This is a genomic window from Gordonia humi (assembly GCF_014197435.1).
Lineage (GTDB): Bacteria > Actinomycetota > Actinomycetes > Mycobacteriales > Mycobacteriaceae > Gordonia > Gordonia humi.
Map to the genome: position 1 here is coordinate 1934421 of NZ_JACIFP010000001.1, position 14853 is coordinate 1949273.

The following is a 14853-nucleotide window of genomic DNA, read 5'->3' on the forward strand; positions in this document are numbered from 1 at the left end:
TATATCTACGATACAGTATTACTGTGGCGGTGTGCCAGAGCAGGAGAACGGTGATACACGGACGCGGTTGCTGGAGGCGGCCGCGGAGCTGATCGCGGCCGCACCGGGCGAAGACTTCTCGCTGCGAGAGGTGTGCGAGCGGGTAGGCGTCCGGATGCCGACGCTCTATCACTTCTTCGGCAGCAAACAAGGTTTGATCGACGCCGTCGTCGAGCGGGGATTCGAGTTGTATCTCACGGAGAAGGAGGGGCACGAGTCCAGCGGCGACCCGATCGCCGATCTGCGCGACGGCTGGGACTCGCACGTGAGATTCGGAATCGAGAACCCGGGCTACTACACGCTGATGTACGGCAAGGTGCGTCCTGGATATTCGCCTGCGGCACATGCGAAACCGACGATGCTGCTGCGCGAGCTCACCGATCGAGCGGCAGCGCAGGACCGGCTCGTCGTCGATCCCGAGCAGGCGGCGGCGCACATCCTGGCCACCAATATCGGTGTGACCCTCCGTCAGATCATCCTCGCGGAGCCCGATCCCGATCTGTCGGCGGCCGCGCGTGATGCGGTCATCGCGGGGATCACCGGCGAGGGCGGCGGGACCGCGGTGAGCGACGAAGTGCGACGAGTCGCCTCGCTCGCGGCGAGTATGCCCGACGTGCTGGGTGCGGCGGAGACCGCGCTGTTGGGGCAGTGGCTGCGGAGACTGGCCGAGCACATGGCGGATTGACGCCGCTCTCTCACACAGACCGCTCTCACACAGAGAATCGCGCCGCGCGATAGAACGTTCTATCGCCCGACGCGATTCTCCGGGTCATGCGGACTCTGGACTCAGTCCTGCCAGAGCGACGCGGGATCGGTCGCCGTGCGGGCAGGCGGCTCCGGCGTCGTCGTGGTCGCGCGGGAGAAGCGAGGGGCCACCTGAGCCTGCGTCACGCCGTCGATCTCGACCAGGGTGCCGCGGGCGGTCAGGTGGGCGTCGGCCGGCGCCTCGGTCCAGTCGAGGATCGGCGACGTGCACGCGTCGGTTCCGTCGAAGACCGCGGCCCACTCGTCGCGGGTCCTGGTCTTGAACGTGTCGACGAAGATCTGCTTCAGCTCGCCCCAGCGCGCCATGTCGTTCTGTCCCGGAATCGCCTCGGGGTCGAGTTCGAGTCCCTGGAGCAGCGCTGCGTAGAACTGTGGTTCGATCGCCCCGACGGCCATCCACTTGCCATCCGAGGTCTCGTAGACCTCGTAGTACGGGGCGCCCGTGTCCAGGAGGTTCACCCCGCGAGCGTCCTGCCACATGCCGGTGCCGCGGAACGCCCACATCATCTGGCCAAGGGCCGACGCACCGTCGACCATGGCGGCGTCGATCACCTCGCCCTTGCCCGAGACGCTGCGCTCGACCAGGGCGGCGAGCACCCCCATCACGAGGAACATGGAGCCTCCGCCGAAATCGCCGACGAGGTTCAGCGGAGGAGTGGGCTTCTCCTCGCTGCGGCCGATCGCGTGCAGCATGCCGGTCAGCGAGATGTAGTTCATGTCATGACCCGCGAGGTTCGCGCGCGGGCCGGTCTGTCCCCAGCCGGTCATGCGGCCGTAGATCAGCTTGTCGTTGACCTTCGCCAGATCATCGGGACCGAAGCCGAGACGCTCCATCACACCGGGGCGGAAGCCCTCCAAGACGACGTCGGCCTTGGCGACGAGATTCAGAATGGTCTCGCGGTCGGACGGGTTCTTCAGGTTGGCCTCGACCACCTTGCGGCCGCGCAGCAGAGCGTCGGCCTTGCGGTTCGGGTCGGGCAGTTCGCCCGGACGCTGGACGCGGACGACGTCGGCGCCGAGGTCGGCGAGGAGCATCGCCGCGTGCGGACCCGGGCCGATGCCGGCGAACTCGATGACGCGAATGGAATTCAGGGGGCCGGAGCGTCCGGACGGAGCGCGATCGGTCGTCGTTGACATGGGAATCCTCTACTGCTCGTTTGTGTGCAGGTTCACCTGGTGTAACTCAGCATTACACATGTCTCATCGGGGTCGCCGTGAGGGCGGTGCGTGGTGAAAACGGCACCGGAGAATGCTGCTCGCACGCTCGGCACTTAGTAGGGTTAGGCGAATGACCCCTGCGCTCGAATTGGGGGCCCGTACGTGGCGCGATCTGGTCGACAGGGAACTGACGATCGTCGTGCCGGTCGGAGCCGTCGAACAACACGGCCCGCATCTGCCCGTCGACACCGACGGCACGATAGCGGGCGATGTCGCCTTACGAGCGGTCTCCGCGGCCGCGGAGACGATCGACGTCCTCCTCGCACCGACGATCGCGTACGGCGCGTCCGGTGAGCACGAGGGCTTTCCCGGCACCATATCGATCGGCGCCGACATCCTGGAGAAGGTGATCGTCGAATACGGTCGGAGTGCATGCCGGTGGGCCGCGCGGATCGTGTTCGTCAACGGACACGGTGGAAACGCGTACGCACTGGCCGCCGCCGTTCGACTCCTGCGGTACGAGGGGCGCGACGCCGCGTGGTGGCCGTGCGCCTTCCCGGGCGCCGATGCGCATGCCGGACACACCGAGACCTCCCTGCTGATGTCCATCGCACCGGACGACGTCCGGACCGACCTCGTCGAAGTCGGCGCAGTCGAACCGGTGTCCGAACTCATGGACGCGCTGCGTGCCGGCGGAGTGGCCGCGATCAGTCCGAACGGGGTCCTCGGCGATCCGACGGCCGCGGACGCCGCGCACGGTGCGACTCTGCTCCGGCGACATGCGACGGCCCTGGCCGCGGCGCTGACCACCTGGGCCGTGAGAGACGACGGGCGTCTCACGTGAACCACGGCCCCCGGACCACCGAGCTGCCCACCGGATTCCAGGTGCAGATCGACCCGAGATGCGTGCGCGGAGGCAGTCTGCGCCATCTCGTCGGCGGCTCGCCGCTGCGCGTGATGAAGCTCTCCGATCCCGCACTCGGCATGACCTCCGACGACGGTCGGATCGCCGTGCACGACACCGGTACGCAGATCTTGGCGCGCCGACTCCTCGATGCCGGAATCGCGCATCCGCGTCCCATGTCGGGACCCGACGTCGACGATGTGACAGTGGTGATCCCGGTGCGCGGCAACCAGTCCGGAATCGACCGCCTGCTGGCGGCGCTGGGCCCGTCGACGACGATCGTCGTCGACGACGGCTCCGACGAACCGATCACGGTGCCCGGCGACGTGCGGCTGATCCGGTTCGACGAGAACCGCGGTCCGGCCGCGGCGCGTAACGCGGGCACCGCGGCGGCCACCACCGAGTTCGTCGCCTTCCTCGATTCGGACACGGTCCCCGCCGCCGGATGGCTGACGATGCTGCTCGGGCATTTCGCCGATCCGACGGTCGCCATCGTCGCCCCGCGCATCGTCGGCCTCGGTCGCGTATGCGCCGTCGAGGCGGAGTCGTCGGCGGTCGCCGAATACGCGAACCGCTTCTCCTCCCTCGACATGGGCCCGCGCGAGGCGCTCATCGCACCTGGCAGCCCCATCGCTTATGTGCCGAGCGCGGCGATGATCGTGCGCCGCAGCGGATTCCTCGGCTTCGACGAGTCGCTGCGCGTGGCCGAGGACGTCGACCTGTGTTGGCGCACCCACGGGGCCGGATGGCGGATCCGCTACGACCCGATCGCCTCGGTCGGCCACGACCACCGGGAGACGCTCCGCGCCATGCTGAACCGTCGACGGTTCTACGGCACGGGTGCGGCGGAGCTGGCGCACCGTCACGGCGACCTCGCCGCACCGGTCGTCACGACGGTGCCGCTGGCCGTCGTGGTGGCCGGGCTCATGACGCGCAACCGGTGGGGCGCGGCAGTGGCCGCCATCGTCCTGTCGATCGTCTACCGGCGGACCAGCGGTCTGCTCGACGCGGTGCCGCGCGGACGCCGGATCGCCGCGCAGAACACCGCTCGCGCCGCCGGATTCGGTCTGTTGCAGGGGTGCGCCGCGGTCCTTCGGCACTACTGGCCGCTGTCGTTGATCGCCTGCGTGTGCAGTCGCCGATTCCGGCGCTGGTTCGCGGCGGTCGCAGCATCGGAGGCCGCGGGCATGTGGGTGCGCAATCAGCTGGTCGATCCGGAGGCGCCCGTGATGAGCCCGGTGCACTACGCGGTGTACCGCAGGCTCGACGATCTCGCGTACGGGACCGGGTTGTGGCAGGGAGCGTTGCGCCGTCGCAGCCTTCGCGCGCTGCGGCCGGTCGTGTCGCGGTGACCGTCGACGTCCTGATCGTCGGCGCAGGGTCGGCGGGATGCGTTCTGGCCGAGCGACTCTCGCGTGATCCGGCGCGACAGGTTCTGCTGGTCGAACGCGGCCCCGCCGATGTGAGTTCGGCGCCGCTGGATCGCCTGCCGATCGACTCGCCCGCCCGTGCCGTGTCGGTGCCCGAAGGCGGCGGACGACCCGTCGTCCGCGGGCGCGGACTCGGCGGGTCGTCGGCGATCAACGGCGGCTACTTCCTCCGCGGGCACCGAGCCGACTACGTGAGCTGGCCGTGGCCGGAGGCGGAGATCGCCGATGCGTTCCGGGTCGCCACCGGTCTGATGCGCGCGACGCCGTTCGCCGACGCGGAGCTCGGCGATGTCGCTCGGGCCTTCGAGACGTGGCACGCGGGCGCGACGAACACGGCGGCGTGGCCGACGGAAGGCGTCAACCGCGTCTGGAGCAACCGTGTCGACGGCGCGCGGTGGACCAGCGCCCATGTCCTCGCGGCAGCGGGCCCGCGGCCCGGCCTGACCGTGCGGCCCGACGTCGAGGCGGTCGCGCTGACGACGCGGGAGACCACCGTGACCGGGGTGCGTACCGCCGACGACGAGGTGATCGTCGCCCGTGAGGTGATCGTGTGCGCGGGAACCCTCGGCACCGCGATCCTGCTCTCGCCGCTCACCGGACCGCTTCCGGTGCACGAGCACGCCGAGACGATCGTGCGTTTCACGCCGCGCAGGCGGTTGCGCGCGCCCGCGCTGCTGCAGTCCGTCGCGCATACGGGCGGCGTCGAGATCAGGCCCTACGGCGACGACTTCGCCGCCTTCGCCGCCCTGCGGGCGACCGGCGTGCCGATCGGCGTGGCCGACATGGCCGGGACCACCGGAACCGTCGACGGCCGGGCAGTCGATCTCGGGAGACCCGACGACGCCGCGAACCTGCGGATGGCTGGCGGTGTCGAATCGGTCGTCGCGATGCTGACGGACGACGCCTTCGCCGACCTCGTCGAACCCGGATCGATCCGCGTCGACCCGGTGACGGGCATGTCCCAGCACGCGTGGGGATCACTCCCCGCCGGAGACGCCACCGACGCGGACGGGGCGCTCGACGGGTGGACTCGGCTGCGCGTCGTCGACGGATCGATCCTGCCCGGTCCGCTGCGCAGCGGGCCGCACGCGAGCATCGTCATGCTGGCGGTGCTGCTCGGGGACCGGCTGTAGCCGGGGGAGGGCCCGAAATCGGCGGGCGGGCGCGATCACCGCGCAGATGCGATCAGAACAGCGTCTGCCAGTAGTCCCAGAACTTGACGCCGCCGGTGACGATCACCGCGACGTACCAGACCGGCAGCAGGACCCACATCCACTCGCGGACGGAGCGGCCGAGGGCGCTGTCGGGCAGCGCGCGCGAGACGCTGAGCACCAGGATCACCGGGGTGATCGTCCAGACCACCATGCAGTACGGGCACAGGGCGCCGATCCGGAACATGCTCTGGAAGATCAGGTAGTGGACGAACACCCAGCCGAGCGCGGTGCCGATCGACTGCCCGACCCAGTACCAGCGGGGGAGCTTCACGCGCCCGATCGACAGGATCGCGGTGACGATGATGACGGCGAACGCGGGCAGTCCGAGGATCGGGTTCGGGAAACCGAAGAACTTCGCCTGCTCGGTGGTCATCACGTTGCCGCACGAGATGATCGGATTGAAGTTGCACGAGAGCGAGGCGCTCGGGTTGATGAGGAGTTCGATGCGTTCGATGGTGAGCGCACCCGCAGCGGCCAGGCCCAGCACACCGGCGACCAGGAGCACCCAGGCCGCGACGGGCCGCAGGCCGCGGGGCTCGGTCCACACGCTGCCCGACCACCTGTCGGCCGCCTCCGCGTCCGCGTCGCCGTCGAGGGGCCCGGTCGCGTCGACGACGTCCTGTTCGCTCATCGGCCGGACTACTTCGCCGCGGCGTTGACGGCGGCGGTGAGGTCCGCCGGGCTCATCCCGCTGAGGTTCATGGTCTCACCGTTCAGACGGACCCAGGGGGTGCCGGTGAAGGCCTTGTCGTTCAAGATCTTGTCGGTCTGATCGATGATGTACTGGCCGTAGTCCAGGCCGGTGATGCACTTGCTCACGTCGGTGGCGCCGGCCTGCTTGGCGAAGTCGACCAACTGGTCGTTGGTGAATCCTTCGGTGCCCTCGGCCATCTGGTTCGCGAAGAGCAGGTTGTGGAACTTGATCCACACGCCGAAGTCACCGTTCTTCGCAGTCGACTCGGCGACGCACTGCGAGGCGTTCGCGGTGGTGAGCGAATACTTGTTGCCGAAGTTGCGGTCGAGGAAGTTCATCGGGATGTAGTCAACGGCGACGTTCGGATTGTCGGTCAGCTTCTGAACGGTCTCGCCGTACATCTTCTCGAACGATCCGCAGGCGGGGCACTGGAAGTCCTCGGCGATCGTCACGACGGCCTTGGGATCGGTGCCGGCCGGCGCATTGGTGATGCGGATCGCTCCGTCGGTCACGGTGGTCGGAACCGCCTTGCCGATCACGGAGTCGCTGTTGCTGTCCTTGTTGCTGACGACGGCCCAGATCCCGACGCCCGCGGCGATCGCGATCAGCACGACGGCCGCACCGATCTTGAACATGAGGGACCGGCGGCGTTCTGCCTTGCGCGGGTCGACGACGGTGCGGCGGTTCTGGGTCACAGTTCATCCTTCGCAGGTGGTGCGTACTCGGGTGCCAACATTACTGGTCCCACCCTGAGAAGTTCATGACAGCCGGTGCGAAGCGCTCGACATGCCCCGAGGGCATCGACCGATCTGCCCCGTGCGTCAGGCGGGTGTCACCCACGTCGTGATATCGCAGTGCACCACCTCGTTGCTCGCGGTGTCCAGGATCCGGACCGCGACGACGATGTCGGCGCCCTCGGTGATCGAGGCGAAATCGACGGATTCGGCGAGTTCGGCGTGCGCGGTGAGCCGCGTCGTCGCCTTGGCCAGATACTGCGTGTTCATGGCCTTCGGGATCCAGCGGTGCGTGGTGGGGACGGTCGCCTCCATGAGCATGCCCATCGACGTCTCGGCGAGATTGCAGGCGGCGATCGCGTGGAACGTGCCGATGTGGTTGTGGACACCGAACCAGTTCGGCGCACTCACCCGGCAGTATCCGGGCTCCATCTTCTCCACGAACGGCAGAATGGTCCCGAAGTAGGGGACGCGGGCGACCATGCCGATGGAGAACAGGGCGTCGCCGATCCTGTTCTTCGGGAGCTTGCGTCGGAGCGCGTACGTGGCACCCTTGGTGTTACTCGCAGTTTCACTCATGTGTCGATCCTAACGTGCGCCGCCGTCGAGTCCGGTCCGCCGGCGATGCCGGGTCGAACCAAGCCGACACCTGCCTCGCCCGACCGGTGTGCGGCGTCCGGGCGCGAGCACGGCGTGGGGTCGTCGGCGCGGGTTCCATCTCACCTCGAGAGATATCCGCTCGCGCGCGCCGGGCCGGGCTCGTACGGTGACGGCATGACCGACCCTCTGCACGACCTCTTCGTCCGCGCGCACGACGGCCTGCCTCGGCAGGCTCCCGGTTCGGACTCGACACTTCGGCTCCTGCTCCGGCTCGTGGACGGGTTGCCCGAGCGGCCGAGAATCGCCGACATCGGCTGCGGACCGGGGACGGCGACTGTGTCGCTGGTCCGTGAGACCGGCGGGACCGCGACCGGCTTCGACACCCACGAACCGTTCCTGGCGGCGTTGCGGGAGCGTGCACTCGAGAGCGGCGTCTCGGGCAGCGTCTCCGCGGTGAACGCCTCGATGCTCGCTCTGCCGGTCGGGCCGGGCGGTGTCGACCTCGTCTGGGCGGAGGGGTCGGCCTACATCATGGGGTTCGACGCGGCGTTGGCCGCGTGGCGGCCGCTGATTCGCGACGGCGGCGCCGCAGTGGTCACCGAGTGTGAATGGCTCGTCGACGAGCCGTCCGCTGAGGCCGCAGCGTTCTGGGAGGCGTATCCGGCGATGCGGACGACTCCTGAGAACGTCGCCGCAGCGTGGAGCGCCGGTTACCGCGTCGACGCGACATACGTTCTCCCCGACTCCGACTGGGACGAGTACTACGTGCCGCTCGCCGCTCGCATCGAACAGATGCGGGCCGACGGTGTCGACGAACAAGCGCTCGCGGCCATCGGAGAGGAGATCGATCTTCGCCGGCGGTGTGCTCACGAGTACGGGTACACGGCGTATGTGCTTCGGCCCAGGTGAGCGCCGATCCACCGCGGTGGGCTCGGGCGGTCAGACGCTTGTGGTCTGCGCCGTCACCGCGCCACGCCAGCGATCGGCGTACTCGGCGATCCGACCGTCGTCGGTGTACGACGAGTCGAGGAGATACAGGCCCGGCGCGGGACACGTCGCTCCGAGTTCCACCAGAACCGGTTTGAGGAGCAGATCGGGTGCCAGCGCATGGGCGGGCCCGCCGCCGAGCATCAGCGGTACGGCGGTCACGTCGCGCAGGCCGTCGCCGGTGGCGAACTGGTCGAGGAACAGTTTCAGCACACCGGTGTACGTGGCCTTGAACGTCGGACTCGCGACGACGACGAGATCGGAGGCGGCCGTCGTCGACACCGCGGCGGCGACGGCCTCGTCGCCCCAGCCGAGCAGCCCCGAGCCGAGTCCGATCACGTCGATCACGTGATCGGGTGAGCGGCCGGTCAGCGCTTCCGCGAGTCGGGTGGCCGCCTCCAGAGTGCGGGAGCCGGGCTTCGGGTTGCCTGCGACGACGGTGGTGACCATGACATCCTCTCGGTACGTGTGCCCCATCGGGGCTCCGGTGAACTGAGTACCGCCTCGTCGTGCCGCGATCCAGGGTTGTGCTCAGCTCGCGCGCAACCCGACTATCCGCGAGACCGAGATCACGCGGCGCGACCTCTCTCGACGATTTGAGATCATCGGGTCCGTCCTGCATACTGTTCAGGTTGCCTCCGAGCAGGAGGCTGACTTACTTCTAGGGCCGCAACTGCGGGCCGAGTGTGTAACGCGTGCGATTTGCTGATCGACACGGTCTCGACACGCCCGACCGCGGGGTACCGGAGGCGACGTCGGCGAGAGTCGGCAGCCGGATGAGAGTCCGGCAACGTACAACGACAGAAGAACAGCGTCGATCCACCCGTCTCACGGGGTTGGTCATGTGGCTCAGTTGCCGCTCGTGTCTGTGCACGGGTGTGAGCTGCGCGGTGTTCGTCTGTCGAGAGAAACCAGACGGAAGAGGACACAGCGTGGCGGGACAGAAGATCCGCATCAGGCTCAAGGCCTACGACCACGAAGCGATCGACGCTTCGGCGCGCAAGATCGTGGAGACCGTGACCCGCACGGGTGCACGCGTGGTCGGCCCGGTGCCGTTGCCCACCGAAAAGAATGTGTACTGCGTCATCCGTTCGCCGCACAAGTACAAGGACAGCCGCGAACACTTCGAGATGCGCACTCACAAGCGACTCATCGACATCCTCGACCCGACGCCCAAGACGGTCGATGCCCTCATGCGCATCGACCTGCCTGCCAGCGTCGACGTCAACATTCAGTGACGGAGGATCGGATTAAATGAGCAAGCAGAATGCAACCAAGGGCATCCTGGGCACCAAGCTCGGCATGACCCAGGTCTTCGACGAGAACAACCGGGTCGTCCCGGTGACCGTGATCGCGACCGGCTCCAACGTCGTCACCCAGCTCCGCACCCTGGAGCGCGACGGCTACACGGCAGTCCAGCTCGCCTACGGCGCCATCGACCCCCGCAAGGTGAAGAAGCCGGTCGCCGGCCAGTTCGCCAAGGCCGGAGTCACCCCGCGCCGCCACCTCACCGAACTGCGTGTCAACGACATCGCAGAGTTCGAGGTCGGCCAGGAGCTGGGCGCCGACCTGTTCGCCGACGGTGTCAAGGTCGACGTGACCGGCACCTCCAAGGGCAAGGGCTTCGCCGGTGTCATGAAGCGTCACGGCTTCAAGGGCCTGAACGCATCGCACGGCGCGCACCGCGTCCACCGTGCACCGGGCTCCATCGGCGGCTGCGCGACCCCCGGTCGCGTGTTCAAGGGCATGCGCATGGCAGGCCGTATGGGCAACGACAAGGTGACCACGCAGAACCTGACCGTGCACAAGGTCGACGCTGACAACGGTCTCCTGTTGATCAAGGGCGCGATCCCCGGCCGCAAGGGCGGCGTCGTGGTGGTCCGCGAGGCAGTGAAGGGTGGCAAGAAGTGAGCACCGAGACCGCAACCAAGCTGACGCTCGACGTCCGTGCGGCTGACGGCTCCGTCAACGGAACCGCCGAGCTGCCGGCCGAGCTGTTCGACCAGACCGCGAACATCGCACTGATGCACCAGGTCGTCGTCGCACAGCAGGCCGCGGCACGTCAGGGCACGCACTCGACCAAGACGCGTGGGCTCGTCTCCGGCGGCGGCGCCAAGCCGTACCGCCAGAAGGGCACCGGTCGCGCCCGCCAGGGTTCGACCCGCGCACCGCAGTTCGTCGGCGGTGGCACCGTCCACGGCCCGCAGCCGCGCGACTACTCGCAGAAGGTCAACAAGAAGATGAAGGCCGCTGCTCTCCGCGGCGCACTGTCGGATCGTGCTCGCAGCGAGCGCATCCACGTCGTGACCGAGCTCGTCGCGGGTCAGACCCCGTCGACGAAGGCCGCTCGCAAGTTCCTGGAACTGCTTAGCGACCGTCGCAAGTTCCTCGTCGTCCTCAGTCGTGAGGACGAGGCGGGGTGGAAGAGCATCGCGAACCTGCCCTCCGTTTCGGGCATCACCGCCGATCAGCTCAACACCTACGACGTCCTCGATTCGGATGAGGTCGTGTTCAGCGTCGAGACTCTGAACGCCTTCATCGCGCAGAACAAGAAGGAGGCCTAGGAATGGCTACGCACGCAGACCCGCGTGACATCATCCTGGCGCCGGTGATCTCGGAGAAGGCCTACGGCCTGATCGAAGACAACGTGTACACCTTCCTGGTGCACCCGGATTCGAACAAGACCCAGATCAAGATCGCTGTCGAGGCGATCTTCGACGTCAAGGTCTCCAGCGTCAACACCGCGAACCGCCAGGGCAAGCGCAAGCGCACCCGCTTCGGTTACGGCCAGCGCAAGAACACCAAGCGCGCCATCGTGACGCTGTCCGCTGACAGCAAGCCCATCGAGATCTTCGGGGGAGCGGTCAGCTGACCGCCCGCGAGAAGAATAGGGACTAACACTCATGGCAATTCGTAAGTACAAGCCGACGACCCCGGGTCGCCGCGGATCGAGCGGTGCCGACTTCTCCGAGGTCACCCGTTCGCACCCCGAGAAGTCGCTGGTCCGTCCGCTCACCAAGAGCGGCGGCCGCAACGCCCACGGTCGCATCACCACCCGTCACAAGGGTGGTGGCCACAAGCGTGCCTACCGTCTCATCGACTTCCGTCGTAACGACAAGGACGGCATCAACGCCAAGGTCGCTCACATCGAGTACGACCCGAACCGCACCGCGCGCATCGCGCTGCTGCACTACTTCGACGGCGAGAAGCGTTACATTCTCGCGCCGAAGAACCTGAAGCAGGGCGACGTCGTCGAGTCCGGTCCGAACGCCGACATCAAGCCGGGCAACAACCTGCCGCTGCGCAACATCCCGACCGGTACCCAGGTCCACAACGTGGAGCTGCGTCCGGGCGGCGGCGCCAAGATGGCACGCTCGGCCGGTGCGTCGATCCAGCTCCTCGGCAAGGAGGGCCCCTACGCCACGCTGCGTATGCCGTCCGGTGAGATCCGTCGCGTCGACGTGCGCTGCCGCGCCACCGTCGGCGAGGTCGGCAATGCCGAGCAGAGCAACATCAACTGGGGCAAGGCCGGCCGCATGCGGTGGAAGGGCCATCGCCCGACCGTCCGCGGCGTCGTCATGAACCCGGTCGATCACCCGCACGGTGGTGGTGAGGGCAAGACCTCCGGTGGTCGCCACCCGGTCAGCCCGTGGGGCAAGCCGGAAGGCCGCACCCGCAAGAACAAGCCCAGCGACAAGCTGATCGTCCGCCGCCGTCGTACCGGCAAGAACAAGCGATAACTAGGAGGAGGTAAAAAATGCCACGCAGCCTGAAGAAGGGCCCGTTCGTCGACGACCACCTCCTGAAGAAGGTGGATGCTCAGAACGAGAAGGGCACCCACCAGGTCATCAAGACCTGGTCGCGTCGCTCGACCATCACCCCGGACTTCATCGGACACACCTTCGCCGTCCACGACGGTCGCAAGCATGTACCGGTGTTCGTGTCCGACTCGATGGTCGGCCACAAGCTCGGCGAGTTCGCCCCCACCCGAACCTTCAAGGGTCACATCAAGGATGACCGGAAAGCGAAGCGCCGGTAACCATGACTACTGAGACTGATAACGCAGTGCAGACCGCACGGGCGACCGCGAAGTTCGTTCGCGTCACCCCGATGAAGGCTCGCCGCGTCCTCGACCTGGTCCGCGGCAAGAACGTGGACGAGGCTCTGGACATCCTGCGGTTCGCCCCGCAGTCGGCCAGCGAGCCGGTGTACAAGGTGCTCGCCAGCGCGATCGCCAACGCGGAGAACAACCAGGGGCTGGATCGTCGCACCCTGGTCGTCTCGGAGGCTTTCGCCAACGAGGGTCCGACCCTGAAGCGGTTCCAGCCGCGTGCCCAGGGCCGTGCGTTCCGCATCCGCAAGCGCACCAGCCACATCACCGTGGCCGTCGCGGCTACCGCGGAGAACGGCGGACGTGCTCGTTCGCGCCAGCAGAAGAAGAAGGGAGCCTAACTCGTGGGCCAGAAGATCAACCCGCATGGCTTCCGCCTCGGTATCACCACCGACTGGAGCTCGCGCTGGTACGCCGACAAGCAGTACGCGGACTACGTCAAGGAAGACGTCGCCATCCGCAAGCTGCTGAGCACCGGCCTCGAGCGCGCAGGCATCTCCAAGGTGGAGATCGAGCGCACCCGTGACCGTGTTCGCGTGGACATCCACACCGCCCGTCCGGGCATCGTCATCGGCCGCCGCGGCGCCGAGGCCGATCGCATCCGTGGCGACCTGGAGAAGCTCACCGGCAAGCAGGTTCAGCTGAACATCCTCGAGGTCAAGAACCCCGAGGCCGACGCCCAGCTCGTCGCTCAGGGCGTCGCCGAGCAGCTCTCGAACCGTGTCGCGTTCCGTCGTGCGATGCGCAAGGCCATCCAGTCGGCCATGCGTCAGCCGGGCGTCAAGGGCATCCGTGTCCAGTGCTCGGGCCGTCTCGGCGGAGCTGAGATGAGCCGCAAGGAGTTCTACCGCGAGGGACGCGTGCCGCTGCACACGCTGCGCGCCGACATCGACTACGGGCTCTACGAGGCCAAGACCACCTTCGGCCGCATCGGCGTGAAGGTGTGGATCTACAAGGGTGACGTCGTCGGCGGTCGTCGCGAGCTGGCTGCGGCCGCTCCGGCAGAGGACCGTCGCCCGCGTCGTCCCAGCCGCCCGCGCCGCAACGCGAACGCGTCCGGCGCCGACGCAGGCCGTACCGCGCCTGCCGAGGGTGCGGCTGCCGAGGCGTCTGCGCCTGCGCAGGCAGAGAAGCAGGAGGGCTAGCCCATGTTGATCCCTCGTCGGGTCAAGCACCGCAAGCAGCACCACCCCAGCCTGAAGGGTCAGGCATCGGGCGGAACCAAGGTCACCTTCGGCGACTACGGTATCCAGGCCCTGGAGGGTGCTTACATCACCAACCGTCAGATCGAGTCCGCTCGTATCGCGATCAACCGCCACATCAAGCGTGGCGGCAAGGTCTGGATCAACATCTTCCCGGACCGCCCGATCACGAAGAAGCCCGCCGAGACCCGCATGGGTTCCGGTAAGGGTTCGCCCGAGTGGTGGGTCGCCCCGGTCAAGCCGGGTCGCATCCTGTTCGAGATGAGCTACCCCAATGAGGAGACCGCTCGCGAGGCCCTGCGTCGCGCACAGCACAAGCTCCCCATGAAGACCCGGATCGTGACCAGAGAGGAGCAGTTCTGATGGCTATCGGAATCGCTGCGTCTGAGCTCCGCGAGCTCAGTGACACCGATCTGGTCGCACGTCTGAAGGAGTCGAAGGAAGAGCTCTTCAACCTTCGCTTCCAGATGGCAACCGGCCAGCTCGACAACAACCGTCGCCTGCGTACCGTGCGTCGCGAGATCGCTCGCGTCTACACGGTCATGCGTGAGCGTGAGCTGGGCCTCGCGGCCGGACCGGAAGGTGACGACGCATGAGTGAGGACCAGAACGTGAACGTCGAAGAGCGCAACAGCCGTAAGGAACGTATCGGCTACGTCGTGAGCGACAAGATGACCAAGACCATCACGGTCGAGCTGGAAGATCGCAAGAGCCACCCGCTCTACGGCAAGATCATCCGCACGACCAGCAAGGTCAAGGCGCACGATGAGAGCGAGACCGCCGGCATCGGCGACCGCGTTCGCATCATGGAGACCCGACCGCTGTCGGCCACCAAGCGCTGGCGCCTGGTCGAGGTCCTCGAGAAGGCCAAGTAGCCCTCTCGCAGAATCGACGGAACGTCCCCTCCCGGGCTCGGGAGGGGACGTTTCGTGTTTCGTGCGGCGGAACGCCCACAGGAGCCCCGTTGTCGTCCGTTTGAACGTCATTCGTTCGGTTTCAATCGATCGATCCAGTCG

21 protein-coding genes are annotated in these 14853 nt (G+C 67.4%); 16 read left to right on the plus strand and 5 right to left on the minus strand.

What is annotated here, in order from left to right; translation table 11 throughout:
* The first annotated feature begins 31 nt into the window (after window positions 1–31).
* A complete protein-coding gene (locus BKA16_RS08960) occupies window positions 32–724 on the plus strand; it encodes a TetR/AcrR family transcriptional regulator (RefSeq protein WP_343067339.1) in 693 nt (230 codons plus the stop codon).
* Window positions 725–825: 101 nt separating this feature from the next.
* Here BKA16_RS08960 and BKA16_RS08965 read toward each other — a convergent pair whose 3' ends face one another.
* A complete protein-coding gene (locus tag BKA16_RS08965) occupies window positions 826–1941 on the minus strand; it encodes a CaiB/BaiF CoA transferase family protein (protein ID WP_183370328.1) in 1116 nt (371 codons plus the stop codon).
* A 151-nt stretch (window positions 1942–2092) separates the two neighbouring features.
* On the opposite strand from BKA16_RS08965, the gene mftE reads away from it, so the two are divergent.
* Genes mftE through mftG form a run of 3 tightly spaced genes read left to right on the plus strand, consistent with a single transcriptional unit; the run spans window position 2093 to window position 5429 of the window.
* Window positions 2093–2806: a mycofactocin biosynthesis peptidyl-dipeptidase MftE gene (gene mftE, locus BKA16_RS08970; RefSeq protein WP_183370329.1), complete on the plus strand. Its 714-nt coding sequence runs from the start codon at window positions 2093–2095 to the stop codon at window positions 2804–2806.
* Window positions 2803–4218 carry a mycofactocin biosynthesis glycosyltransferase MftF gene (mftF, locus tag BKA16_RS08975; protein WP_183370330.1) on the plus strand — a complete coding sequence of 472 codons (1416 nt, stop codon included), beginning with the start codon at window positions 2803–2805 and terminating at the stop codon, window positions 4216–4218. The genes mftE and mftF overlap by 4 nt, the downstream gene beginning before the upstream one ends.
* Window positions 4215–5429, plus strand: a complete 1215-nt coding sequence (gene mftG, locus BKA16_RS08980; protein ID WP_183370331.1) for a mycofactocin system GMC family oxidoreductase MftG — start codon at window positions 4215–4217, stop codon at window positions 5427–5429. Before mftF ends, mftG begins: the two co-directional genes overlap by 4 nt.
* A 52-nt stretch (window positions 5430–5481) precedes the next feature.
* On the opposite strand, the gene BKA16_RS08985 is transcribed toward mftG, so the two are convergent.
* The 3 genes from BKA16_RS08985 to BKA16_RS08995 form a co-directional block, all read right to left on the minus strand.
* The gene (locus BKA16_RS08985) at window positions 5482–6141 is read right to left on the minus strand and encodes a vitamin K epoxide reductase family protein (protein WP_183370332.1); all 660 of its coding nucleotides are present in this window, start codon (window positions 6139–6141) and stop codon (window positions 5482–5484) included.
* A gap of 8 nt (window positions 6142–6149) precedes the next feature.
* Window positions 6150–6899 (minus strand): thioredoxin domain-containing protein, encoded by a 750-nt coding sequence (locus BKA16_RS08990; RefSeq protein ID WP_183370333.1) that lies wholly within the window; start codon window positions 6897–6899, stop codon window positions 6150–6152.
* Between the two features lie 126 nt (window positions 6900–7025).
* On the minus strand, window positions 7026–7517 hold the full coding sequence (locus BKA16_RS08995) for a hotdog fold domain-containing protein (protein ID WP_183370334.1): 492 nt from the start codon (window positions 7515–7517) through the stop codon (window positions 7026–7028).
* 195 nt (window positions 7518–7712) lie between these two features.
* On the opposite strand from BKA16_RS08995, the gene BKA16_RS09000 reads away from it, so the two are divergent.
* Window positions 7713–8447 (plus strand): SAM-dependent methyltransferase, encoded by a 735-nt coding sequence (locus BKA16_RS09000; RefSeq protein WP_183370335.1) that lies wholly within the window; start codon window positions 7713–7715, stop codon window positions 8445–8447.
* A gap of 30 nt (window positions 8448–8477) precedes the next feature.
* Here BKA16_RS09000 and BKA16_RS09005 read toward each other — a convergent pair whose 3' ends face one another.
* On the minus strand, window positions 8478–8975 hold the full coding sequence (locus BKA16_RS09005; RefSeq protein WP_183370336.1) for an NADPH-dependent FMN reductase: 498 nt from the start codon (window positions 8973–8975) through the stop codon (window positions 8478–8480).
* Window positions 8976–9457: 482 nt separating this feature from the next.
* On the opposite strand from BKA16_RS09005, the gene rpsJ reads away from it, so the two are divergent.
* The 11 genes from rpsJ to rpsQ are packed head-to-tail and all read left to right on the plus strand — an operon-like array spanning window position 9458 to window position 14712.
* A complete protein-coding gene (gene rpsJ / locus BKA16_RS09010) occupies window positions 9458–9763 on the plus strand; it encodes a 30S ribosomal protein S10 (RefSeq protein WP_003938093.1) in 306 nt (101 codons plus the stop codon).
* 16 nt (window positions 9764–9779) lie between these two features.
* Window positions 9780–10436, plus strand: a complete 657-nt coding sequence (gene rplC / locus BKA16_RS09015; protein ID WP_183370337.1) for a 50S ribosomal protein L3 — start codon at window positions 9780–9782, stop codon at window positions 10434–10436.
* Window positions 10433–11089: a 50S ribosomal protein L4 gene (gene rplD, locus BKA16_RS09020; RefSeq protein WP_183370338.1), complete on the plus strand. Its 657-nt coding sequence runs from the start codon at window positions 10433–10435 to the stop codon at window positions 11087–11089. The genes rplC and rplD overlap by 4 nt, the downstream gene beginning before the upstream one ends.
* Before the next feature lie 2 nt (window positions 11090–11091).
* Window positions 11092–11397 carry a 50S ribosomal protein L23 gene (gene rplW, locus BKA16_RS09025; protein WP_183370339.1) on the plus strand — a complete coding sequence of 102 codons (306 nt, stop codon included), beginning with the start codon at window positions 11092–11094 and terminating at the stop codon, window positions 11395–11397.
* A gap of 31 nt (window positions 11398–11428) precedes the next feature.
* Window positions 11429–12265 (plus strand): 50S ribosomal protein L2, encoded by an 837-nt coding sequence (gene rplB / locus BKA16_RS09030; RefSeq protein WP_183370340.1) that lies wholly within the window; start codon window positions 11429–11431, stop codon window positions 12263–12265.
* A gap of 17 nt (window positions 12266–12282) precedes the next feature.
* Window positions 12283–12564, plus strand: a complete 282-nt coding sequence (rpsS, locus tag BKA16_RS09035) for a 30S ribosomal protein S19 (protein WP_183370341.1) — start codon at window positions 12283–12285, stop codon at window positions 12562–12564.
* Window positions 12565–12566: 2 nt separating this feature from the next.
* On the plus strand, window positions 12567–12977 hold the full coding sequence (gene rplV, locus BKA16_RS09040; RefSeq protein ID WP_183370342.1) for a 50S ribosomal protein L22: 411 nt from the start codon (window positions 12567–12569) through the stop codon (window positions 12975–12977).
* A 3-nt stretch (window positions 12978–12980) separates the two neighbouring features.
* A complete protein-coding gene (rpsC, locus tag BKA16_RS09045; protein ID WP_183370343.1) occupies window positions 12981–13781 on the plus strand; it encodes a 30S ribosomal protein S3 in 801 nt (266 codons plus the stop codon).
* A gap of 3 nt (window positions 13782–13784) precedes the next feature.
* Entirely contained in the window at window positions 13785–14201 is a 417-nt protein-coding gene (gene rplP, locus BKA16_RS09050; RefSeq protein ID WP_183370344.1) for a 50S ribosomal protein L16, read from the plus strand.
* Window positions 14201–14434: a 50S ribosomal protein L29 gene (gene rpmC, locus BKA16_RS09055; RefSeq protein WP_221246786.1), complete on the plus strand. Its 234-nt coding sequence runs from the start codon at window positions 14201–14203 to the stop codon at window positions 14432–14434. The genes rplP and rpmC overlap by 1 nt, the downstream gene beginning before the upstream one ends.
* Window positions 14431–14712, plus strand: a complete 282-nt coding sequence (gene rpsQ, locus BKA16_RS09060) for a 30S ribosomal protein S17 (RefSeq protein ID WP_183370345.1) — start codon at window positions 14431–14433, stop codon at window positions 14710–14712. Before rpmC ends, rpsQ begins: the two co-directional genes overlap by 4 nt.
* The last annotated feature ends 141 nt before the right edge of the window (window positions 14713–14853 follow it).